This is a genomic window from Streptomyces sp. NPDC004838, assembly GCF_053600955.1.
Genome location: NZ_JBSGAW010000007.1, coordinates 160,618 through 183,756 on the forward strand (window position 1 = coordinate 160,618; position 23,139 = coordinate 183,756).

A 23,139-nucleotide genomic window follows, 5' to 3' on the forward strand; every position below is an offset into this window, starting at 1 on the left:
CGGTCGGACCGATCGGCTGAGCAGGGCACTTCGGGCCGTTCCCGATCGTTGGGCCGGTACCGTACGGGGTTCGGGCCGCTTGGCGGCGGATCCGGGGGGTACCGTTCGGTGGCGGCGACAGGTGAACTGCCGCCCGGACAGCGTCAGTCGTACGAGACGGAGTGGCACCGGATGCAGCACGCAGTGGGGGCTCCGCTGCCGCCTCCCCATGGGCCGGGGGACCACCGGGCCGGATGGACACCGGGCGACCGCCACCCCGGCCCGAGCCAGGGCCACCCGCAGCCACCGCCGCCGGAGCACCGGCCCGCGGTGCCCCCGGCCACCTCCCCGGCCTCCGCCGGAGAGCCGTCGGCGGGGCGTCGGCCGGTGCCGTTCCCGGGTGCTCACGGCGGTCCGCAGCCCATACCGCCGGGCGGCCCTCCCGGCCCGCCGCCCGCCGGCCCGCCGCCCCCGGCCGCTCCCCCCGGAGGGAGGCCGCCCGCCGCGCCGCCGCAGGGCGGGCCGCACCGCACACCCCCGGCGCACCACGGCCATCCGGGCAACGGCGGTCACCCCGCACCGGGCTGGACCGCGCCCGGACCCCAGCACCCCTCCTTGGCACCGCCCCGCGACAGCACGGGCCACGTCCAGCTCCCGCCCGGCGGTCCCGTCGGCCTGCCCGCTCCTCCGCAGGCCGACAGCGGCACCGGCACCGCGACGCTCGCCGTCCTGCTGATCGGCCCGGCGGGCGCGGGCAAGACGACCGTGGCCCGCCACTGGGCCACCAGCCGACGGGTGGCCACGGCGCACATCAGCCTCGACGATGTACGCGAATGGGTCTGCTCCGGCTTCGCCGACCCCCAGTCCGGCTGGAACGAGCGGTCCGAGGCCCAGTACCGCCTCGCCCGCCGCACCTGCGGCTTCGCGGCGCGCAACTTCCTCGCCAACAACATCTCCTGCATCCTCGACGACGCGGTCTTTCCCGACCGTCCGGTCGTCGGCCTCGGCGGCTGGAAGCGCCATGTCGGTCCGGGGCTGCTCCCCGTCGTCCTGCTGCCCGGCCTCGAAGTCGTCCTGGAGCGGAACGCGGAGCGCAGCGGCAACCGCCGCCTCTCCGACGAGGAGGTGGCGACCATCCACGGCCGGATGGCCGGCTGGTACGGCTCGGGCCTGCCGATCATCGACAACTCCAAGTACGACGTCGAGACGACGGCCCGCGTTCTGGACGACGTCCTGGCCCGCTCCATCACGAGCCCACCGGCCTGGTAACGAGCCCCGCCACGCCACGGAACCCGGACGGCGGGCCCCGCCCGACCCACCGCGCCGCCGGAGCCGTCCGGCCCCGGTCGGACGCGCTGGCCGGGCCGAGACGGGCATTCACCCGTACGCTCGGGGCATGTCAGAGGTGTATGGCGTCCGCCGTGACCGGCTGCGGGAGCGGTGCGCGAATGCGGGAAGTGGTGGGGTCCTCGTCTCGCGGCCCGCGAACGTGCGGTACCTCGCCGGATGCGCGTTCCCGGCTGCCGTACTGCTGCTCGGGCCGGAGGAGGACGTGCTGCTCTGCCCCCGTACGCCCGGCGGCGACCTCGCCGGGGGACGGCCGGACGAGGGGCTGCGGCTGAGCCTGCTGCCGAACTCGGAGGGGGACCCCGTGGTCGCCGCCGCCGAGCTGACCCGGACCGGCGGGATCGAGACGCTCGCCGTCGAGGAGCACCACCTCACCGTCGCCCGCCACCGGGCCATGCGTTCTGTCGCGCCCCGGCTCCGCCTCGCCGACCTCGGGCTCGCGGTCGAGCAGCAGCGGATCGTGAAGGACGAAGAGGAGATCGCCTGTCTGCGGATCGCGGCGGAGATCACCGACCAGGCCCTCGGCGAACTGCTCGAATCGATCCTGGTGGGCCGGACCGAGCGGCATCTCGCGCTGGAGCTGGAGCGGCGGCTCGTCGACCACGGGGCGGACGGGCCCGCCTTCCCCACGTCCGTGGCCACCGGGCAGAACTCGGGCCGCAGGGGCCACCGTCCGACGGACCGCAGGGTCGAGGAGGGTGATTTCCTCACCGTCTGTGTCGGCGCGGACTACCGCGGCTACCGCTGCGAGATCGGCCGTACCTTCGTCATCGGCACCACCCCCGCGGACTGGCAGATCGAGCTGTACGACCTCGTCTTCGCCGCTCAGAGGGCCGCGCGGGAGGCCCTCGTACCGGGCGCCGCGTACCGCGATGTGGACCACGCGGCCCGCCACATCCTGGACGGCGCGGGCCACGGAGAGGGCCTCGCGCCGACCACCGGGCACGGTGTGGGCCTCGAAATCGACGAGGATCCGCAGTTGGCGCCTGCCGCCATGGGTAAACTGGACGCTTGCGTGCCGGTCACCGTCGAACCGGGGGTCCACCTTCCGGGCCGGGGCGGGGTCCGGATCGATGACACGCTCGTCGTACGCCAGGAGGCGGACGGCGGACCCGAGCTACTCACCATCACGACCAAGGAGCTGCTCGCGCTCTGAGCGCGCCGTCGCAGTCCCCGGTCGTCCACGTCAGTCCAGGAGATTCCGCAACCGTGGCTTCCACGAACGACCTCAAGAACGGCATGGTGCTCAAGCTCGACAACGACCAGCTCTGGTCCGTCGTCGAGTTCCAGCATGTCAAGCCCGGCAAGGGCCCGGCATTCGTGCGCACCAAGCTCAAGAACGTGCTCTCCGGAAAGATCGTCGACAAGACGTTCAACGCCGGCGTGAAGGTCGAGACGGCCACCGTCGACCGCCGCGACATGCAGTTCTCGTACATGGACGGCGACTACTTCGTCTTCATGGACATGCAGACCTATGACCAGCTGCACGTCGAGCGCAAGGCCGTCGGCGACGCCGCCAACTTCCTGATCGAGGGCTTCGAGGCCACCGTCGCCACCCACGAGGGCAATGTGCTCTACGTCGAGCTGCCGGCGGCCGTCGAGCTGGTCATCCAGGAGACCGAGCCCGGTGTCCAGGGCGACCGCTCCACCGGCGGCACCAAGCCCGCCACGCTGGAGACCGGCTTCGAGGTCCAGGTTCCGCTCTTCATCACCACCGGTGAGAAGATCAAGGTCGACACCCGCTCCGGCGACTACCTCAGCCGGGTGAACAACTAACCGTGGCTGCCCGCAGCAACGCCCGGAAACGTGCCTTCCAGATCCTCTTCGAGGCCGATCAGCGCGGTGAGCCCGTGCGCACCGTCCTCGCCGACTGGATCCGGCACGCGCGGACCGACGACAGGCAGCCCCCGGTCAGCGAGTACACCATGCAGCTGGTCGAGGGGTACGCCGAGTACGCGGTCCGGATCGATGACCTGGTCACCACGTACGCCGTCGACTGGGAGCTGGACCGGATGCCGGTCGTCGACCGGAACATCGTCCGGCTGGGCGCGTACGAACTGGTGTGGATGGACGAGACCCCCGACGCCGTGGCGATCGACGAGGCGGTGCAGCTCGCCAAGGAGTTCTCCACCGAGGACTCTCCGGGGTTCGTGAACGGCCTCCTCGGCCGTTTCAAGGAGCTGAAGTCCTCCCTGCGCCGTGAGAACGCCTGAGGGGCCTTACGGCGACGGCAGGGCGGCACGCCCCAAAGCTCGACCGGGCCCGGATCGGAAGCCGAACAGTCTTCCGCTCCGGGCCCGGCACGCGTCCGGTACCCGCCCCCGCGCCCCTCGCGGCAGCAGGCCACCCGCACTGTACGAGTGCCCGCACCCGTTGCGACGGCGGGCAACCCGCACCGCACGAGCCCCCACACCACGTGGACCTGCCTGGCCCCGAGGGCCCGAGTTTCACATCTCCGGCGAACCCTGGTGGCGGGGCGTTCTTGTCTCCCTCTGGTAGGGGGTGTGCAGGGTCGTCCCCGCAGGGGATCGGCGGCAAGTCCGGGGTTCCTGACGAAAGCGCCTGTATGCCGCCGACCCCGAGGAGTCGAGCCCGGAGGACCCCCGGACCCGAACCAAACAAGCGCCCGCGCCCCTCGCGGCAGCGGGCAACCCGCACCCAACGAGACCCCGCGCCCCCTGCGGCGGCAGGCATCCCGCACTGTACGAGTGCCCGCACGAGGTGGGCCTGTCTCACCCCGGGGGCCTGAGTTTCGCGTTTCCGGCAAACCGCGAGAGCGGGCCGTTCTTGCCGCCTCCGGTAGGGGGTGTGCAGGGTCGTCCCCGCAGGGGATCGGCGGCAAGTCCGGGGTTCCTGACCAAAGCGCCTGTATGCCGCCGACCCCGAGGAGTCGAGCCCGGAGGACCCCCGAACCCGCACGGGACGAGCCCCCGCGCCCCTTGCGGCAGCAAGCAACCCGCACCGAACGAGCCCCCGCACCAGGTGGGCTTGTCTCACCCCAGGGGCCCGAGTTTCGCGTCTCCGGCGAACCGCGAGAGCGGGCCGTTCTTGCCGCCTCCGGTAGGGGGTGTGCAGGGTCGTCCCCGCAGGGGATCGGCGGCAAGTCCGGGGTTCCTGACCAAGGCGCCTGTATGCCGCCGACCCCGAGGAGTCGAGCCCGGAGGACCCCCGGACCCGAACCAAACAAGCGCCCGCGCCCCTCGCGGCAGCGGGCAACCCGCACCCAACAAGACCCGCACGACCCGCGCCCGCAGGCAACCCGCACCCAACAGACCCCGCACCACCCGCCCCCGCAAGCAACCGACGCCAGGCCGACACCGCCCCAAACGCGGAGGGTGAACCCATCCGTACGGGTTCACCCTCCGGCGTGACGTTTCTCCAGCTTCGGCGACGGCCTCCGCCGGCTCAGTTGTCCTCGTGCGCCACCGCACGCCGCGCGTCCGCGTCCAGCACACCCCAGCTGATCAGCTGCTCGGTGAGGACCGACGGGGACTGGTCGTAGATGACGGCGAGCGTGCGCAGGTCGTCCTGCCGGATCGACAGCACCTTGCCGTTGTAGTCGCCTCGCTGGGACTGGATCGTCGCCGCGTACCGCTGCAGCGGACCCGCCTTCTCGGCCGGGACGTGCGCCAGCCGCTCCAGGTCGAGGACGAGCTTCGGCGGCGGCTCGGCGGCCCCGCCCGGCGTGGTGCCCGGAAGCAGTTCCTGCACCGGAACACCGTAGAAATCCGCCAGCTCGGCCAGGCGCTGTACGGTCACGGCACGGTCGCCACGCTCGTACGAACCGACCACGACGGCCTTCCAGCGGCCCTGGGACTTCTCCTCCACACCGTGGAGGGACAGCCCCTGCTGCGTGCGGATGGCGCGGAGCTTGGCCCCGAGCTGCTTTGCGTATTCGCTGGACATATAGCTCCCCGGACGCTGGGACAACCGGCGGCTCCGCCGCGCGGCTGGTGACTCACTGTGAGGTTACGCAGCGTTACTTGGCTGCGTCAAGCCGAATGGGTCCAGACCGGTGGCTTGTCATGATCCAGACGGCTTCACGGGCAGGTCCGGACCAGGTCCGGAGCAGGTCCGGACCATGGGGGGCCGCAAAGGCCGCAGAAGGGTCCTGGTAGCGTGGCAGCCGTAAATCCGACGTCCTTTAAGGTCCGTCCCGTGAGGCGGAGAAGGAGGTCCGTTTCCCATGGACACGAACAGCTCCGATGCGGCACGCCCCGTTCTCGAGGCCCCCGACATCGCGCGGGTGCTGACCCGTATCGCCCACGAGATCGTCGAACGCGCCAAGGGCGCCGACGACGTGGTGCTTCTCGGCATCCCCACCCGCGGCGTCTTCCTCGCCCGCAGGCTCGCCGACAAGCTCGAAGAGATCACCGGGCGCACGATGCCGGTCGGTTCCCTCGACATCACGATGTACCGCGACGACCTGCGCCTGCGGCCCGCCCGTGCGCTGGCCCGCACCGACATCCCGGCCGACGGCGTCGACGGCAGACTGGTCGTCCTCGTCGACGACGTGCTGTTCTCCGGCCGTACCATCCGCGCCGCCCTCGACGCGCTCGGCGACATCGGCCGCCCCCGCGCCGTACAGCTCGCGGTCCTGGTCGACCGCGGACACCGCGAGCTGCCCATCCGCGCCGACTACGTGGGCAAGAACCTCCCCACGTCGCTGCGGGAGACGGTCAAGGTCCAGCTCCGCGAGGAGGACGGACGGGACACCGTGCTGCTCGGCGTACGCGAGACGGCCCCCCGGCACCACGGGGACCGGAGCGAGGCCGCGCAGCCCTAGCGCCGCACCCCCGTCCGCCCCGCCCGCCCGGCGGACACCGCACACCCGCATGCCCCGCGCCTCCCGAGGCCGCGACGGCGCCGGCCGCACCCCGAGCCCGCCCGCCGCAGTCCACGGAACCCGCAGCCCGCCCCAGGGCCGACCCACCGGAGCCACTCCAGATGAAGCATCACCTCATCTCGGCCGCCGACCTCACCCGTGACGACGCCGTCCTCATCCTCGACACCGCCGAGGAGATGGCCCGAGTCGCCGACCGGCCGATCAAGAAGCTGCCCACCCTCCGCGGCCGTACCGTCGTCAACCTCTTCTTCGAGGACTCGACCCGGACCCGGATCTCCTTCGAGGCCGCGGCCAAGCGCCTCTCCGCGGACGTCATCAACTTCTCCGCCAAGGGATCGTCGGTCTCCAAGGGCGAGTCCCTCAAGGACACCGCGCTGACCCTGGAGGCGATGGGCGCGGACGCCGTCGTCATCCGCCACCACGCCTCCGGCGCGCCCTACCGGCTCGCCAACTCCGGCTGGATCGACGGGTCGGTCGTCAACGCCGGCGACGGCACCCACGAGCACCCCACCCAGGCCCTGCTCGACGCCTTCACCATGCGCCGCCGCCTCGTCGGCAAGGACGCCGGGCTCGGCCGCGACCTCGCCGGACGCCGGATCACGATCGTCGGCGACATCCTGCACAGCCGGGTCGCCCGCTCCAACGTGCTGCTGCTCGCCACCCTCGGCGCCGAGGTCACCCTCGTCGCCCCGCCCACCCTCGTACCCGTCGGCGTCGAGAGCTGGCCGTGCGAGGTGAGCTACCACCTGGACGACGTGCTGCCCAAGTCGGACGCGGTGATGATGCTGCGGGTGCAGCGCGAGCGCATGAACGCCGCCTTCTTCCCGACCGAGCGCGAGTACTCCCGCCGCTACGGCCTCGACGGCGACCGGATGGCCCGGATGCCCGCGCACTCCATAGTCATGCACCCCGGCCCCATGAACCGGGGCATGGAGATCACCGCCGAGGTCGCCGACTCCGACCGCTGCACGGCCGTCGAACAGGTCGCCAACGGCGTCTCGATCCGGATGGCCGTCCTGTATCTGCTGCTCGGCGGCAACGAACCCGCCGTCACCCACGCCCGTACCGAGGAGACCAAGTAATCATGAGCAAGATCCTTATCCGTGGTGCGCGCGTGCTCGGCGGACCGGTTCAGGATGTGCTGATCGTGGGGGAGTCGGTCGCGGAGGTCGGTGACTCGCTCGGCGGCGTCGGCGGCGTCGGTGCTGCGGGTGCGCAGGACGTGACCGTCGTCGAGGCGGACGGGCTCATCCTGCTGCCGGGGCTGGTGGATCTGCACACGCATCTGCGGGAGCCGGGGCGGGAGGACTCGGAGACGGTGCTGACCGGGACGCGGGCCGCCGCGGCCGGGGGCTTCACCGCGGTGCACGCGATGGCCAACACGTTCCCGGTGGCGGACACGGCCGGTGTGGTGGAGCAGGTGTGGCGGCTGGGACGCGAGTCGGGCTACTGCGATGTCCAGCCCGTCGGCGCGGTCACCGTGGGTCTGGAAGGCAAGCAGCTCGCCGAGCTGGGCGCGATGCACGACTCCGCCGCCGCGGTGAAGGTCTTCTCCGACGACGGCAAGTGCGTCGACGACGCGGTGATCATGCGGCGGGCGCTGGAGTACGTCAAGGCGTTCGACGGCGTCGTCGCCCAGCACGCCCAGGAGCCCCGGCTGACCGAGGGCGCCCAGATGAACGAGGGCGTGGTCTCCGCCGAACTGGGCCTCGGGGGCTGGCCCGCCGTCGCCGAGGAATCGATCATCGCGCGCGATGTGCTGCTCGCCGCGCACGTCGGCTCCCGCGTCCACATCTGCCATCTGTCCACCGCGGGGTCGGTGGAGATCGTGCGCTGGGCCAAGTCGAAGGGCTGGAACGTGACCGCCGAGGTCACCCCGCACCACCTGCTGCTCACCGACGAGCTGGTGCGGACGTACAACCCCGTCTACAAGGTCAACCCGCCGCTGCGGACCGAGGCCGATGTGACGGCACTGCGCGAGGCGCTCGCGGACGGCACCATCGACTGCGTCGCCACCGACCACGCGCCGCATCCGCACGAGGACAAGGACTGCGAGTGGGGCGCGGCGGCCATGGGCATGGTCGGCCTGGAGACCGCCCTGTCCGTGGTGCAGGAGACGATGGTCGAGACCGGACTGCTGGACTGGGCCGGGGTCGCGGACCGGATGTCGTTCCGGCCGGCGCGCATCGGGCGTCTGGAGGGCCATGGGCGTCCCGTCTCGGCTGGTGAGCCCGCGAACCTGGTGCTCGTGGATCCGGCATACCGTGGAGCGGTGGACCCCGCGGGCTTCGCCTCCCGCAGCCGCAACACCCCCTACCAGGGCCGTGAGCTGCCGGGACGCGTCACCCACACCTTCCTGCGGGGCCGGGCAACGGTCATCGACGGGAACCTCACGTGACATCTCTCACCGCCATCGCAGCCGAGTTCTCCGCCGAGCAGAAGTCCGCGGAGGTCACCGACTGGGCGGCCCGCATCGGCTGGGTCGTCGGGCTGCTGGTCTTCATCGCGCTCGTCTACTGGCTGATGCGCCAGGGCTGGAAGTGGCGGGGCAGCCTCCAGTCGGGCCTGCCCGAACTGCCCACCGCTCCCGAACCGCCCGGTGAGCCGCTGCTGACGCTGACCGGCCGCTACCACGGCTCCACCACGGCCGGACAGTGGCTCGACCGGATCGTCGCCCACGGCCTCGGCGTCCGCAGCCGGGTCGAGCTGACCCACACCGACGCCGGGCTCGACGTCGTACGCCCCGGAGCGAGCGACTTCTTCATCCCGGCCTCGGCCCTGCGCGAGGTCCGCCTCGACAAGGGCATCGCCGGGAAGGTCCTCGTCGAGGGGGGACTCCTGATCATCACCTGGCAGCACGGCGACACGCTCATCGACTCCGGCTTCCGCTCCGACCGGGCGGCCGAGCACAACGCCTGGGTCAGCACCCTGAACCACCTGATCAACACGACGGAAGGCGCACGATGACGACCTCCACCCAGGCAACCGCCACCGCGAGGAAGGAGGGTCCCGCCGTACTCGTCCTGGAGGACGGGCGCACCTTCCGCGGGCGCGCCTACGGGGCCGTGGGGGAGACCTTCGGCGAGGCGGTGTTCAACACCGGCATGACCGGCTACCAGGAAACGCTCACCGACCCCTCGTACCACCGCCAGGTCGTCGTCATGACCGCCCCCCACGTCGGCAACACCGGCGTCAACGACGAGGACGACGAGTCACGGCGGATCTGGGTCGCCGGCTATGTCGTACGCGACCCCGCCCGCGTCCCGTCCAACTGGCGCTCCCGGCGCTCCCTCGACTCCGAGCTGACCCGTCAGGGCATCGTCGGCATCAGCGGTGTCGACACCCGCGCCCTCACCCGCCATCTGCGCGAGCGCGGCGCGATGCGCGTCGGGATCTTCTCCGGCGAGGCCGTCACCGACGAGGAGACGCTGCTCGCGCGCGTCCGGCAGGCCCCGCAGATGACGGGCGCGGACCTCTCCGCCGAGGTCGCCACCGCCGAGCCGTACGTCGTCCCCGCGATCGCGCCCGACGGCACGGCCGTCCCCATCGGCGAGGCACGCTTCACCGTCGCCGCCCTCGACCTCGGCATCAAGGGCATGACCCCCCACCGGATGGCCGAACGCGGCATCGAGGTGCACGTCCTGCCCGCCACCGCCACCGTCGACGACGTGTACGCCGTCGAGCCGGACGGCGTCTTCCTCTCCAACGGCCCCGGCGACCCCGCCACCGCCGACCTGACGGTGATCAAGGCGGTTCTGGAGCGCGGGACCCCGCTCTTCGGCATCTGCTTCGGCAACCAGCTCCTCGGCCGCGCCCTCGGCTTCGGCACCTACAAGCTGAAGTACGGCCACCGCGGCATCAACCAGCCCGTCCAGGACCGCGCCACCGGCAAGGTCGAGGTCACCGCCCACAACCACGGATTCGCCGTCGACGCCCCGCTCGACCGGATCTCCGACACCCCCTACGGCCGCGCCGAGGTCTCCCACGTCTGCCTCAACGACGACGTGGTCGAAGGTCTCCGCCTGCTCGACCGGCCGGCCTTCAGCGTCCAGTACCACCCCGAAGCGGCCGCGGGCCCCCACGACGCCGCGTACCTGTTCGACCGCTTCACATCCCTGATGGAGGGCCAGCGTGCCTAAGCGCACCGATATCCAGTCCGTCCTGGTCATCGGCTCGGGCCCGATCGTCATCGGTCAGGCCGCCGAGTTCGACTACAGCGGCACCCAGGCGTGCCGCGTCCTCAAGGCCGAGGGCCTGCGCGTCATCCTGGTCAACTCCAACCCGGCGACGATCATGACCGACCCGGAGATCGCCGACGCCACATACGTCGAGCCGATCACCCCCGAGTTCGTCGAGAAGATCATCGCCAAGGAGCGCCCCGACGCGCTGCTCCCCACCCTCGGCGGCCAGACCGCGCTCAACACCGCCATCTCCATGCACGAGCAGGGAGTGCTGGAGAAGTACGGCGTCGAGCTGATCGGCGCCAATGTCGAGGCCATCCACAAGGGCGAGGACCGCGACCTCTTCAAGGGCGTCGTCGACGCGGTACGGGAGAAGACCGGCCACGGCGAGTCCGCGCGCTCGGTCATCTGCCACACCATGGACGACGTCATCAAGGGCGTCGACACCCTCGGCGGCTACCCCGTCGTCGTCCGCCCCTCCTTCACCATGGGCGGCGCGGGCTCCGGCTTCGCCCACGACGAGGGCGAGCTGCGCCGTATCGCCGGACAGGGCCTCGCGCTCTCCCCGACCACCGAGGTGCTCCTGGAGGAGTCCATCCTCGGCTGGAAGGAGTACGAGCTGGAGCTGATGCGCGACAAGCACGACAACGTCGTCGTCGTCTGTTCCATCGAGAACTTCGACCCCATGGGCGTCCACACCGGGGACTCCATCACCGTCGCCCCGGCGATGACCCTCACCGACCGCGAGTACCAGCGGCTGCGCGACATCGGCATCGCCATCATCCGCGAGGTCGGCGTCGACACCGGCGGCTGCAACATCCAGTTCGCGGTCAACCCCGAGGACGGCCGGATCATCGTCATCGAGATGAACCCGCGCGTCTCCCGCTCCTCCGCGCTCGCCTCCAAGGCCACCGGCTTCCCCATCGCCAAGATCGCCGCGAAGCTCGCCGTCGGCTACACCCTCGACGAGATCCCCAACGACATCACCGAGAAGACCCCGGCCTCCTTCGAGCCCACACTCGACTACGTCGTCGTCAAGGCCCCCCGCTTCGCCTTCGAGAAGTTCCCCTCCGCCGACGCCACCCTCACCACCACCATGAAGTCGGTCGGCGAGGCCATGGCGATCGGTCGGAACTTCACCGAGGCGCTCCAGAAGGCCCTGCGCTCCCTGGAGAAGAAGGGCAGCCAGTTCGACTTCACCGGCGCGGTCGGCGACAAGGCCGAACTGCTCCGCGAGGCCGTGCGCCCCACCGACGGCCGGATCAACACCGTCATGCAGGCCATCCGCGCCGGCGCCCTCCCCGAGGAGATCTTCGAGGCCACGAAGATCGACCCGTGGTTCGTCGACCAGCTCTTCCTGATCAAGGAGATCGCCGACGAACTGACCGCGGCCGAGAAGCTCGACCCCGAACTCCTCGCCGAGGCCAAGCGGCACGGTTTCTCCGACGCCCAGATCGCCGCCGTCCGCGGGCTCCGCGAGAACGTCGTCCGCGAGGTCCGGCACGCGCTCGGCATCCGCCCGGTCTACAAGACCGTCGACACCTGCGCCGCCGAGTTCGCCGCGAGGACCCCCTACTTCTACTCCTCGTACGACGAGGAGAGCGAGGTCGCCCCGCGCGACAAGCCCGCGGTGATCATCCTGGGCTCCGGGCCCAACCGCATCGGCCAGGGCATCGAGTTCGACTACTCCTGCGTCCACGCCTCCTTCGCGCTCTCCGACGCCGGGTTCGAGACCGTGATGGTCAACTGCAACCCCGAGACCGTCTCCACCGACTACGACACCTCCGACCGGCTCTACTTCGAGCCGCTCACCCTGGAGGACGTCCTGGAGATCGTGCACGCGGAGGCCCAGGCCGGACCGATCGCCGGCGTCGTCGTCCAGCTCGGCGGCCAGACCCCCCTCGGCCTCGCCCAGGCGCTCAAGGACAACGGCGTCCCCGTCGTCGGCACCCCGCCGGAGGCCATCCACGCCGCCGAGGACCGCGGAGCCTTCGGCCGCGTCCTCAAGGAGGCCGGACTCCCCGCGCCCAAACACGGCACAGCCACCACCTTCGGCGAGGCCAAGGCCATCGCCGACGAGATCGGCTACCCCGTCCTCGTACGCCCCTCGTACGTGCTCGGCGGACGCGGCATGGAGATCGTGTACGACGAGATCCGCCTCCAGTCGTACATCTCCGAGTCCACCGAGATCAGCCCCACCCGGCCCGTCCTCGTCGACCGCTTCCTCGACGACGCCATCGAGATCGACGTCGACGCCCTCTACGACGGCGAGGAGCTGTACCTCGGCGGAGTCATGGAGCACATCGAGGAGGCCGGAATCCACTCCGGCGACTCGGCGTGCGCCCTGCCCCCGATCACCCTCGGCGGCTTCGACGTCAAGCGGCTGCGCGCCTCCACCGAGGCCATCGCGCGCGGCGTCGGCGTCCGCGGACTGATCAACATCCAGTTCGCCATGGCCGGGGACATCCTGTACGTCCTGGAGGCCAACCCGCGCGCCTCCCGGACCGTCCCCTTCACCTCCAAGGCCACCGCCGTACCGCTGGCGAAGGCCGCCGCCCGGATCTCGCTGGGCGCGACCATCGCCGAACTGCGCGCCGAGGGCCTCCTCCCGGCCGACGGCGACGGCGGCACCCTGCCCATGGACGCGCCGATCTCCGTCAAGGAGGCCGTGATGCCGTGGTCCCGCTTCCGCGACATCCACGGCCGGGGCGTCGACACCATCCTCGGCCCGGAGATGCGGTCCACGGGCGAGGTCATGGGCATCGACACCGTCTTCGGCACCGCGTACGCGAAATCGCAGGCGGGCGCGTACGGTCCCCTGCCCACCACCGGCCGCGCGTTCATCTCGGTCGCCAACCGCGACAAGCGCTCGATGATCTTCCCGGCGCGCGAGCTGGTCGGCCACGGCTTCGAACTCCTCGCCACCTCCGGCACCGCCGAGGTCCTCAAGCGCAACGGCATCAACGCCACGGTGGTGCGCAAGCACAGCGAGGGCGAGGGCCCGAACGGCGAGAAGACCATCGTCCAGCTCATCCACGACGGCCAGGTCGACCTCATCGTCAACACCCCGTACGGCACGGGCGGCCGGCTCGACGGCTACGACATCCGCACCGCCGCGGTGGCGCGCTCCGTCCCCTGTCTGACGACGGTCCAGGCGCTCGCCGCCGCCGTCCAGGGCATCGACGCTCTCAACCGCGGTGACGTCGGCGTCCGTTCCCTCCAAGAGCACGCCCGGCATCTGACCGCGGCCCGCGACCAGTGACCGACGAGGGGGACACCGGAAACGGTGTCCCCCTCTTCATGAGGACACCCACCATGTACAAGCTGCTCTTCAACCTCCTCTTCCGGCGGATGGACCCCGAGAAGGCCCACCACCTGGCCTTCGGCTGGATCCGGCTGGCAGCGCGGATCCCCGTGCTGCGCACCTTCATCGCCGCCGTGCTCGCCCCCCGCCACCGGGAACTGCGCACCGAGGCGCTCGGACTGCGGATGCACGGCCCCTTCGGCCTCGCGGCGGGCTTCGACAAGAACGCCCTCGGCGTCGACGGCATGGCGATGCTCGGCTTCGACCATGTCGAGATCGGCACGGTCACGGCGCTGGCCCAGCCCGGCAACCCCGTGAAGCGCCTCTTCCGGCTCGTCCCCGACCGGGCCCTGATCAACCGCATGGGCTTCAACAACGAGGGCTCCGCCGCCGTCGCCCAGCGCCTCGGGGAGCGCCGGCCCGTCTTCCGAACCGTCGTCGGCGTCAACATCGGCAAGACCAAGGTGGTGCCCGAGTCCGAGGCCGTCGCCGACTACGTCACCTCCACCGAGCGGCTCGCCCGCCACGCCGACTACCTCGTGGTCAACGTCTCCTCGCCGAACACGCCCGGCCTGCGCGACCTCCAGGCCACCGAGTCGCTGCGCCCGCTGCTCACCGCCGTACGCGAGGCCGCCGACCGTGTGGAGCCCCGCCGCCGGGTTCCCCTGCTGGTCAAGATCGCGCCCGATCTCGCCGACGAGGACATCGACGCGGTCGCCGATCTCGCCGTCGAGCTGGGGCTGGACGGCATCATCGCCACCAACACGACCATCGCCCGCGACGGACTGTCCTCCTCGCCCTCCCTGACCGGCGAGACCGGCGGGCTCTCCGGCGCGCCCCTGAAGGAGCGTTCCCTCGCCGTACTGCGCCGCCTGTACGCACGGGTCGGCGACCGTGTCACGCTCGTCGGCGTCGGCGGCATCGAGAACGCCGAGGACGCCTGGCAGCGCATCCTCGCCGGAGCCACCCTCATCCAGGGCTACAGCGCCTTCGTCTACGAGGGTCCGTTCTGGAGCCGTGCCATCCACAAGGGGCTCGCCGCGCGTCTCGCGGCCAGTCCGCACGCCACCATCGCCGAGGCCGTGGGCGCCGGCGTCCGCGCACGGAAGGAATCCGCCGCATGACCCCTGTGACCCCCTTCGGCGCCCGTCTGCGCGCGGCCATGGACAGCCGGGGCCCGCTCTGCGTCGGCATCGACCCCCACGCGTCCCTCCTGCGGGACTGGGGCCTGAACGACGATGTCGCGGGCCTCGAACGCTTCACCCGTACGACGGTGGAGGCACTGGCCGACCGGGTCGCCGTCCTCAAGCCCCAGTCGGCGTTCTTCGAGCGCTTCGGCTCGCGTGGCATCGCCGTACTGGAGAAGGCGGTCGAGGAGGCGCGGGCGGCGGGCGCGCTGGTGCTGATGGACGCCAAGCGCGGCGACATCGGCTCCACGATGGCCGCCTACGCGGCGACCTATCTGGACCCGGCCTCCCCGCTGTTCTCGGACGCGGTCACCCTCTCCCCGTATCTCGGCTTCGGCTCGCTCCGCCCGGCGCTCGACGCCGCCGCGGCGGCGGGCTCGGGCGTCTTCGTGCTGGCGCTCACCTCCAACCCCGAGGGCGCGGAGGTCCAGCGCGCCACCACGCCCGGCGGCCGGTCGCTGGCGCAGCTGATGCTCGACCACATGGCCGCCGAGAACGCCGGCGCCCGGCCGCTCGGCTCCGTCGGGGCCGTGATCGGGGCGACGCTGGGCGACGCGGGCGTCGACCCGGAGATCAACGGGCCGCTGCTGGCCCCCGGCATCGGCGCCCAGGGCGCGGCCCCGGCGGACCTGCCGGGCGTCTTCGGCTCCGCCGTCGGCAACGTCGTCCCGAGCGTCAGCCGGGGCGTCCTGCGCCATGGACCGGACGCGCCGGCCCTGCGCGAGTCGGCGGCGCGATTCGCCGACGAGATCGCGAACGCGGTCTCGGGCGGCCGGCCGAGGGCGTAGGACCGCCCATGACCGGAGCATAGATGTACTGACCAGCGGAATCGTGGCCGACGGGCCGGGAGTCTCCTGAGAAACCTGAGTACCGGCGCTGTTGACAGAATCTTGACGCAAATGCCGGTCGTTATGTCCGAAAAATACTAGTCAGTCGATGCTGACCAGGACTTTTCCGCTGTTCTCGCTGACTGGAGCCGTCATGGCCGCTAGTCTCCGTCGAAGAGCGATCGAGCACTGCGTTGCTCGTTGCTCCCCTGGTGTGGGGCGACTAGGTTCCTCACCGGTCCGTATCCGACAGATCGACATCCGAGGTGACGTAGGCGTGGCTCTTCCGCCCCTTACCCCTGAACAGCGCGCAGCCGCGCTCGAGAAGGCCGCCGCGGCTCGCCGGGAGCGGGCCGAGGTCAAGAATCGACTGAAGCACTCCGGCGCTTCGCTCCACGAGGTCATCAAGCAAGGCCAGGAGAACGACGTCATCGGCAAGATGAAGGTCTCCGCCCTCCTTGAGTCCCTGCCCGGCGTGGGCAAGGTCCGCGCCAAGCAGATCATGGAACGGCTCGGGATCTCCGAGAGCCGCCGTGTGCGCGGCCTCGGCTCGAACCAGATCGCCTCCCTGGAGCGGGAGTTCGGCGGCGGCCCCGCCTGACGGTCCCGGGCACTCCCGGGAAGCTGGATAATCGCTGCATGGCAGCAGAGGTTCGTCCGCGGCTGACCGTGCTCTCCGGCCCCTCCGGGGTCGGGAAGAGCACGGTCGTCGCGCATATGCGCAAGGTCCACCCCGAGGTCTGGCTCTCGGTGTCGGCCACCACCAGAAAGCCCCGCCCCGGCGAGCGTCACGGTGTTCAGTACTTCTTCGTCGGCGACGACGAGTTCGACAAACTGATCGCCAACGGTGAGCTGCTGGAGTGGGCCGAGTTCACGGGCAACCGGTACGGCACGCCGCGCCGCGCCGTGCTGGAACGGCTGGAATCGGGCGAACCCGTGCTGCTGGAGATCGACCTCCAGGGCGCCCGGCAGGTCAAGGAGTCCATGCCGGACTCCCGGCTGGTCTTCCTCGCCCCGCCCGGCTGGGACGAGCTGGTCCGCCGACTCACCGGCCGTGGTACCGAATCGGCCGAGGTGATCGAGGAGCGGCTGGCCGTCGCCAAGGTCGAGCTGGCCGCCGAGTCGGAATTCGACACCACCCTGGTCAACACCTCCGTCGAGGACGTGGCGCGCGAGCTGCTAGCCTTGATGGCGGTGCCCACTGACGAGTGAAAGACTCGGCGGTGCGTCCGGAGAGCGATCCCCGGAGCTTCGCACCCTTCGATCTGTTCCCATTCTTCGGAAGGTAGAGCGTGTCCTCTTCCATCACCGCGCCCGAGGGCATCATCAACCCGCCGATCGACGAGCTGCTCGAGGCCACGGACTCGAAGTACAGCCTCGTGATCTACGCGGCGAAGCGCGCGCGTCAGATCAACGCGTACTACTCCCAGCTCGGCGAGGGCCTGCTCGAGTACGTCGGTCCGCTCGTTGACACCCATGTCCATGAGAAGCCCCTCTCGATCGCCCTGCGGGAGATCAACGCGGGCCTGCTGACCTCCGAGGCCATCGAGGGCCCGGCCCAGTAGGGCGCGTCCTGCTGACACCGATCCACAGGCCCGGCGGCTCGCCCGCCGGGCCTGTGGTGTGTCATGGGTACGGACGCCATGGACGCCACGGGCAACGGACCCGTCGGTGTCCCGGATGTCATCGGGAGCCATCGGGTGTCATGGACAGCCGACCGTCGAGCCTGGGGAGACGCAGTGGAGAAGCCGAAGGTCGTACTGGGGGTCAGCGGGGGCATCGCCGCGTACAAGGCGTGCGAACTGCTGCGCAGACTCACCGAGTCGGGCCATGACGTACGCGTCGTGCCGACCGACTCGGCGCTCCACTTCGTGGGCGCGGCGACCTGGTCCGCGCTCTCCGGACATCCCGTCTCGACCGAGGTCTGGTCGGACGTCCACGAGGTCCCGCATGTACGGATCGGGCAGCACGCCGATCTGGTCGTGGTCGCGCCCGCCACCGCCGACGTCCTGGCCAAGGCGGCGAGCGGGCTCGCGGACGACCTGCTGACCAACACCCTGCTCACCGCGCGCTGTCCCGTGGTCTTCGCTCCCGCGATGCACACCGAGATGTGGGAGCACCCCGCGACCCAGGAGAACGTGGCGACCCTCCGCCGCCGCGGCGCGGTCGTCATCGAGCCCGCGGTCGGCCGTCTGACCGGCGTCGACACCGGCAAGGGCCGGCTGCCCGAGCCCGGCGAGATCTTCGAGGTGTGCCGCAGGGTCCTGGCCCGCGGAGTCGCCGCACCCGATCTGGCCGGCCGCCATGTCGTGATCAGCGCGGGCGGCACCCGGGAACCGCTCGACCCGGTCCGCTATCTGGGCAACCGCTCCTCCGGCAAGCAGGGGTACGCCCTGGCCCGCACCGCGGCCGCGCGCGGCGCACGGGTGACGCTGATCGAGGCCAATACCGGCATGGCCGATCCCGCGGGCGTCGACGTCGTGCACATCGGCACGGCTGTCCAGCTCCGCGAGGCCGTGCTCAAGGCCGCCGGGGACGCGGACGCCGTGGTGATGGCCGCGGCCGTCGCCGACTTCCGGCCCGCCGAGTACGCGACCGGCAAGATCAAGAAGCAGGACGGCCATGAGCCCGCGCCCGTCGCACTCGTCCGCAATCCCGACATCCTCGCCGAGATCTCGGCCGAACGGCCCCGGCCCGAACAGGTGATCGTCGGCTTCGCCGCCGAGACGGACGACGTCCTCGCCAACGGCCGCGACAAGCTGCGCCGCAAGGGCTGCGACCTCCTGGTGGTCAACGAGGTCGGAGAGCGCAAGACCTTCGGCGCGGAGGAGAGCGAGGCCGTGGTCCTCGCGGCCGACGGCGGGGAGACCCCCGTGCCGTACGGCCCCAAGGAGGCCCTGGCGGACACGGTCTGGGACCTGGTGGCGTCCCGACTCCACTGAGCCTTGAGCCGTCCTCCGGAGCCACGGGACAATCCGCGCGAAACGCGGCATTCCATGCCGCGTTTCGGCTCTGTTCTCCGACTATCGTCCTGCCCGTCGCCCTTCCGCCGCAGCTGACGGAGCCGCCGCCCGGCTCCCACGAGTCGAGACGGGTGGACCGCTGGCGGAGGGCGACGGATAAACTGGTCATGGAACGTCGCGGGGCGCAGCCCCCTGCCGGTCCGCCAATGATCAGCCAGCAGCCGCTGCAACCCCAGGGAGCGATGTGTCCCGCCGTCTCTTCACCTCGGAGTCCGTGACCGAAGGTCACCCCGACAAGATCGCTGACCAGATCAGTGACACCATCCTCGACGCTCTCCTCCAGGAGGACCCGGCCTCTCGTGTGGCCGTGGAGACCCTGATCACCACCGGCCTGGTGCATGTCGCCGGCGAGGTGACCACCAAGGCGTACGCGGACATTCCCACGCTCGTGCGCAACAAGATCCTCGAAATCGGCTACGACTCGTCGAAGAAGGGCTTCGACGGCGCGTCCTGCGGCGTCTCGGTCTCCATCGGCGCGCAGTCCCCCGACATCGCGCAGGGCGTCGACGTGGCGTACGAGAAGCGTGTCGCGGGCGCCGACGCCGAAGGGGACGAGCTGGACAAGCAGGGCGCGGGCGACCAGGGCCTGATGTTCGGCTACGCCTGCGACGAGACGCCCGAGCTGATGCCGCTGCCGATCTACCTCGCGCACCGGCTCTCCCGCCGTCTCTCCGAGGTCCGCAAGAACGGGACCATCCCCTACCTGCGTCCCGACGGCAAGACCCAGGTCACCATCGAGTACGACGGCGACAAGGCGGTCCGCCTCGACACCGTCGTCGTCTCCTCGCAGCACGCGTCCGACATCGATCTGGACTCGCTGCTCGCGCCCGACATCCGCGAGTTCGTCGTCGAGCACGTCCTCAAGCAGCTCATCGAGGACGGCATCAAGCTCGACACCGACGGTTACCGCCTTCTGGTGAACCCCACCGGCCGTTTCGAGATCGGCGGCCCCATGGGCGACGCCGGCCTCACCGGCCGCAAGATCATCATCGACACGTACGGCGGCATGGCCCGCCACGGCGGCGGCGCCTTCTCCGGCAAGGACCCGTCCAAGGTGGACCGCAGCGCCGCCTACGCCATGCGCTGGGTGGCCAAGAACGTCGTCGCGGCCGGCCTGGCGGCCCGCTGCGAGGTCCAGGTCGCCTACGCGATCGGCAAGGCCGAGCCCGTCGGCCTCTTCATCGAGACCTTCGGCACCGCCACCGTGGACACCGAGAAGATCGAACAAGCCGTCGCCGAGGTCTTCGACCTCCGCCCGGCCGCGATCATCCGCGACCTCGACCTGCTCCGCCCGATCTACGCCCAGACCGCGGCGTACGGCCACTTCGGCCGTGAGCTTCCCGACTTCACCTGGGAGCGCACGGACCGCGTGGACGCGCTGCGCAAGGCGACGGGTCTGTAGCACAAGCACACGTACGACAGCACACGTACGACGGCGAAGGCCCCCGGCACCCTTCAGGCGCCCGGGGCCTCCGTCGTCTGCCCGCGCCGGCCACCTGCCCGCCGTCGGGCCGCGACCGCTTGAACTGTCGGTGGCTTCTGGTAGGAATTTGGCTGTGAGCAGCAACGACAAGCGGCCCGACGAGCCCGCCGCCGGTGGGCCCGAGCAGCTTGCGCTCATCCGGGAGAGTGTGCGGAAGGCACAGGCGCCGAAGGCGAAGCCGCGGACCTGGCGGGGGGCCGAGCTGGCCGCGGAGCTGCCCGTGGCGCGCGTGGTAGTCAACAAAGGGCTGCTGCATCTCGATCAGTACTTCGACTACGCCGTGCCGAAGGAGCTGGACGCGGACGCGCAGGCCGGGGTGCGGGTGCGGGTGCGGTTCGGAGCCGGGGGTCACCGGGTGCGGGAGGGGCGGCGGGAAGGCGGCGGGCTGATCGACGGGTTCATCGTCGAGCGGCGCGCGGACTCGGACTACGGGGGAGCACTGGCCGCGCTCGCCTACGTCGTCTCGCCGGAGCCGGTCCTCAGTCCCGAGATGCTGGGCCTCGCGCGCGCGGTCGCCGACCGGTACGCGGGGTCGCTGGCGGACGTGCTTCAGCTCGCCGTGCCGCCGAGGAACGGACGGGCGGAGGGGAAGCCGTCGCCGGAGCCGCTGCCGCCGCCCGCCGCACCCGAGCCGGGCGGCTGGGAGCGGTACGGGAGAGGGACGGCGTTCCTGGAGGCGCTCGCGGCCGGAGGGAACCCGAGGGCCGTGTGGACCGCGCTCCCCGGAGGCGGATGGCCCGACGAGCTGGCCCGTGCCGTCGTCGCGGCGCTCGCGTCGGGACGCGGCGCGCTGGTGGTCCTGCCCGACGGGCGGCGGGCCGCGCGGGTCGACGCCGCGCTCACCGCACTGCTGGGCGAAGGCCGCCATGCCCTGCTGACCGCCGAGTCCGGACCCGAGAAGCGGTACCGGCAGTGGCTCGCCGTGCGCCGGGGGTCCGTACGGGCCGTCGTCGGGACGCGGTCCGCCATGTTCGCGCCCGTGCGCGATCCCGGACTGTTCGCGATCTGGGACGACGGCGACTCCAGCCACAGCGACGACAACGCGCCGTTCCCGCATGTCCGTGAAGTCCTCGAACTGCGCGCCGCCCACGACACGTGCGCCTTCCTCCTCGGCGGCACGAGCTGCACGGTGGAGGCCGCCCAGCTGGTCCGGAGCGGCTGGGCGCTCCCGCTCGCCGCCGGCCGCGAGCAGGTACGTGCCGCCGCGCCCCTCATCCGCACCGTCGGCGACGAGGAACTGGCCCGCGACGAAGCGGCTCGCGCCGCCCGACTCCCCAGTCTCGCCTGGCAGGCCGTACGGGACGGGCTGAAGTCCGGACCGGTGCTGGTGCAGGTGCCCCGGCGCGGCTATGTGCCCCGGCTCGCCTGCGAGCGCTGCCGCACGCCCGCGCGCTGCCGCCACTGCTCAGGGCCGCTGGAAGCCCCTGGCGAACGCGAACTGCTCTGCCGCTGGTGCGGTCGCGGCGCGGACGACTGGCACTGCCCCGCCTGCGGCGGTACGCGGCTCAGAGCCCGGATCGTGGGCGCGAGGCGGACGGCCGAGGAACTGGGGCGCGCCTTCCCCGCCGTCCCGGTGCGCACCTCCGGCCGGGACCATGTGCTGGACACCGTTCCCGGGCGGCCCGCGCTCGTGGTGAGCACACCGGGAGCCGAACCCGTCGCCGAGGGCGGATACGCGGCGGCGCTGCTGCTGGACGGCTGGGCGATGCTCGGGCGGCCGGATCTGCGCGCCGGCGAGGACGCGCTGCGCCGCTGGATCGACGCGGCGTCCCTGGTCAGGAGCCGGAGCGACGGGGGCACCGTGGTCGTCGTCGCCGAGCCGGGCCTGCGGCCGGTACAGGCCCTGGTCCGCTGGGACCCGGTGGGTCACGCCCAGCGCGAACTGGCGGAGCGGGCCGAGCTGGGATTCCCGCCCGTGTCCCGGATGGCATCGGCGACCGGCCGGACGGACGTGGTCGCCTCGTTCGTGGCCACGGTGGAACTGCCGGGCGAGACGGAGGTCCTGGGCCCGGTGCCGCTGCCCGTCGCGGCCCCCGGCAGGCCCCGCAGACCAGGCGACCCCCCGGTGGGCGAATCCTGGGCCCGGGTCCTGTTCCGGGTCCCTCCGGGCAGCGGCGCGGCCCTGGCCGCCGCGCTGAAGTCGGCCCAGGCGACCCGCCTGGCCCGTGGCGGCCCGGACCAGGTCCGTATCCGGATCGACCCGCCGGACATCGGCTGAGCGCGTCGCGTTCCGGGAGGCGCCCACAGCCGCCCGGGGCCGGGTGCCCGGATGGTCGCCGGGTGCCCGGACGGCCGCCGGGTGGACAGTCGGTCCGCGAGGCCCGGACGGCCGGGTGCGGTCCGGCGCGTCCCCACGGGACGGCCGCCCTCACCCTCACGGGCAGGGGCGGCCGGAACCGTAGGAGGACCGTCAGCCGTTGCGCGGGCCGGGGAAGGCGCTCGGGCGGGCGTCCTCGCGGAGGGGGTGTCCGCCGGGCATCGGCCGGGTCGGCATCGAGCGGGCCGCCGGGACCTGGGCGGGCACGCCCCCGGAGGCCAGCGCGTGGGCCGTCACCGGCTCCGGGGCGTGGTCCAGCTCCGCGGACGCCGGCTGCTGCCCGGCCCGCCGCGCGCCGTAGCGGCGGTGGACGGCCTGCTTGGTGACCCCGAGCGCCGAGCCCACCGCGTCCCAGGAGAAGCCCAGCGAGCGGTCGAAGTCCACGGCCGCCGTCACCAGCGTCTCGACGCTGTCCCGCAATTCCTGCGCCAGCCGGACGGTCGGAGCCGGTGCTCTGCCGTAGACGACGAAGCCCGTCGAAGGACCGGAGCGGCGTGGACGGTAGACGTTGCCCAGCTGAGCGGTGAGCGTGCGCAACGCGTCCACCTGCCGGCGGACCCGCTCGATGTCCCGCACCAACAGGTGCAGACTTGCCCGAGCTTGGGCGTCATGGGTTGCGTGGTCGGCCATTGGAAAGCCTCTCGA

Annotated in this window: 20 protein-coding genes; 18 read left to right on the top strand and 2 right to left on the bottom strand. The window is 71.6% G+C overall.

Features of this window, described 5'->3' with window-relative positions; genetic code table 11:
• Nucleotides 1-171: 171 nt before the first annotated feature.
• From ACWEFL_RS10840 to nusB, 4 genes are all read left to right on the top strand, one after another.
• Nucleotides 172-1,248 carry an AAA family ATPase gene (locus ACWEFL_RS10840; RefSeq protein WP_451710267.1) on the top strand — a complete coding sequence of 359 codons (1,077 nt, stop codon included), beginning with the start codon at nucleotides 172-174 and terminating at the stop codon, nucleotides 1,246-1,248.
• A 127-nt stretch (nucleotides 1,249-1,375) separates the two neighbouring features.
• Complete coding sequence (locus ACWEFL_RS10845; RefSeq protein WP_451710269.1) at nucleotides 1,376-2,482, top strand: aminopeptidase P family protein; 1,107 nt, start codon at nucleotides 1,376-1,378, stop codon at nucleotides 2,480-2,482.
• A 53-nt stretch (nucleotides 2,483-2,535) separates the two neighbouring features.
• The gene (efp, locus tag ACWEFL_RS10850) at nucleotides 2,536-3,102 is read left to right on the top strand and encodes an elongation factor P (protein ID WP_451710270.1); all 567 of its coding nucleotides are present in this window, start codon (nucleotides 2,536-2,538) and stop codon (nucleotides 3,100-3,102) included.
• A gap of 2 nt (nucleotides 3,103-3,104) precedes the next feature.
• Nucleotides 3,105-3,539, top strand: coding sequence for a transcription antitermination factor NusB (nusB, locus tag ACWEFL_RS10855; RefSeq protein WP_451710272.1), 435 nt, complete (start codon nucleotides 3,105-3,107; stop codon nucleotides 3,537-3,539).
• A 1,192-nt stretch (nucleotides 3,540-4,731) separates the two neighbouring features.
• Here the strand turns inward: nusB and bldD are convergent.
• The gene (bldD, locus tag ACWEFL_RS10860) at nucleotides 4,732-5,232 is read right to left on the bottom strand and encodes a transcriptional regulator BldD (protein ID WP_046907471.1); all 501 of its coding nucleotides are present in this window, start codon (nucleotides 5,230-5,232) and stop codon (nucleotides 4,732-4,734) included.
• Nucleotides 5,233-5,512: 280 nt separating this feature from the next.
• On the opposite strand from bldD, the gene pyrR reads away from it, so the two are divergent.
• The 14 genes from pyrR to ACWEFL_RS10930 all read left to right on the top strand — a co-directional run bounded on the left by pyrR (nucleotide 5,513) and on the right by ACWEFL_RS10930 (nucleotide 22,395).
• Entirely contained in the window at nucleotides 5,513-6,112 is a 600-nt protein-coding gene (gene pyrR / locus ACWEFL_RS10865) for a bifunctional pyr operon transcriptional regulator/uracil phosphoribosyltransferase PyrR (RefSeq protein WP_451710274.1), read from the top strand.
• Between the two features lie 161 nt (nucleotides 6,113-6,273).
• Nucleotides 6,274-7,254: an aspartate carbamoyltransferase catalytic subunit gene (locus ACWEFL_RS10870; protein ID WP_451710276.1), complete on the top strand. Its 981-nt coding sequence runs from the start codon at nucleotides 6,274-6,276 to the stop codon at nucleotides 7,252-7,254.
• A gap of 2 nt (nucleotides 7,255-7,256) precedes the next feature.
• Entirely contained in the window at nucleotides 7,257-8,570 is a 1,314-nt protein-coding gene (locus ACWEFL_RS10875) for a dihydroorotase (RefSeq protein ID WP_451710278.1), read from the top strand.
• Nucleotides 8,567-9,139 (top strand): PH-like domain-containing protein, encoded by a 573-nt coding sequence (locus tag ACWEFL_RS10880; RefSeq protein WP_451710280.1) that lies wholly within the window; start codon nucleotides 8,567-8,569, stop codon nucleotides 9,137-9,139. The genes ACWEFL_RS10875 and ACWEFL_RS10880 overlap by 4 nt, the downstream gene beginning before the upstream one ends.
• Nucleotides 9,136-10,311: a glutamine-hydrolyzing carbamoyl-phosphate synthase small subunit gene (gene carA / locus ACWEFL_RS10885; protein WP_451710281.1), complete on the top strand. Its 1,176-nt coding sequence runs from the start codon at nucleotides 9,136-9,138 to the stop codon at nucleotides 10,309-10,311. The genes ACWEFL_RS10880 and carA overlap by 4 nt, the downstream gene beginning before the upstream one ends.
• Nucleotides 10,304-13,615, top strand: coding sequence for a carbamoyl-phosphate synthase large subunit (carB, locus tag ACWEFL_RS10890; protein WP_451710283.1), 3,312 nt, complete (start codon nucleotides 10,304-10,306; stop codon nucleotides 13,613-13,615). The genes carA and carB overlap by 8 nt, the downstream gene beginning before the upstream one ends.
• A gap of 53 nt (nucleotides 13,616-13,668) precedes the next feature.
• Nucleotides 13,669-14,781 carry a quinone-dependent dihydroorotate dehydrogenase gene (locus ACWEFL_RS10895; RefSeq protein WP_451710440.1) on the top strand — a complete coding sequence of 371 codons (1,113 nt, stop codon included), beginning with the start codon at nucleotides 13,669-13,671 and terminating at the stop codon, nucleotides 14,779-14,781.
• Nucleotides 14,778-15,632, top strand: a complete 855-nt coding sequence (gene pyrF, locus ACWEFL_RS10900) for an orotidine-5'-phosphate decarboxylase (protein ID WP_451710285.1) — start codon at nucleotides 14,778-14,780, stop codon at nucleotides 15,630-15,632. The genes ACWEFL_RS10895 and pyrF overlap by 4 nt, the downstream gene beginning before the upstream one ends.
• Nucleotides 15,633-15,948: 316 nt before the next feature.
• Nucleotides 15,949-16,272, top strand: coding sequence for an integration host factor (locus ACWEFL_RS10905; RefSeq protein WP_003956414.1), 324 nt, complete (start codon nucleotides 15,949-15,951; stop codon nucleotides 16,270-16,272).
• A 38-nt stretch (nucleotides 16,273-16,310) separates the two neighbouring features.
• Nucleotides 16,311-16,883, top strand: a complete 573-nt coding sequence (gene gmk, locus ACWEFL_RS10910; protein ID WP_451710287.1) for a guanylate kinase — start codon at nucleotides 16,311-16,313, stop codon at nucleotides 16,881-16,883.
• An 80-nt stretch (nucleotides 16,884-16,963) separates the two neighbouring features.
• Nucleotides 16,964-17,236 (top strand): DNA-directed RNA polymerase subunit omega, encoded by a 273-nt coding sequence (rpoZ, locus tag ACWEFL_RS10915; protein ID WP_005319902.1) that lies wholly within the window; start codon nucleotides 16,964-16,966, stop codon nucleotides 17,234-17,236.
• A gap of 174 nt (nucleotides 17,237-17,410) precedes the next feature.
• Entirely contained in the window at nucleotides 17,411-18,613 is a 1,203-nt protein-coding gene (gene coaBC, locus ACWEFL_RS10920; RefSeq protein ID WP_451710289.1) for a bifunctional phosphopantothenoylcysteine decarboxylase/phosphopantothenate--cysteine ligase CoaBC, read from the top strand.
• Between the two features lie 265 nt (nucleotides 18,614-18,878).
• Nucleotides 18,879-20,096 (top strand): methionine adenosyltransferase, encoded by a 1,218-nt coding sequence (gene metK, locus ACWEFL_RS10925; protein ID WP_451710291.1) that lies wholly within the window; start codon nucleotides 18,879-18,881, stop codon nucleotides 20,094-20,096.
• A gap of 154 nt (nucleotides 20,097-20,250) precedes the next feature.
• Nucleotides 20,251-22,395, top strand: coding sequence for a primosomal protein N' (locus ACWEFL_RS10930; protein ID WP_451710292.1), 2,145 nt, complete (start codon nucleotides 20,251-20,253; stop codon nucleotides 22,393-22,395).
• A gap of 192 nt (nucleotides 22,396-22,587) precedes the next feature.
• On the opposite strand, the gene ACWEFL_RS10935 is transcribed toward ACWEFL_RS10930, so the two are convergent.
• A complete protein-coding gene (locus ACWEFL_RS10935) occupies nucleotides 22,588-23,124 on the bottom strand; it encodes a hypothetical protein (protein WP_451710294.1) in 537 nt (178 codons plus the stop codon).
• Nucleotides 23,125-23,139 lie beyond the last annotated feature (15 nt).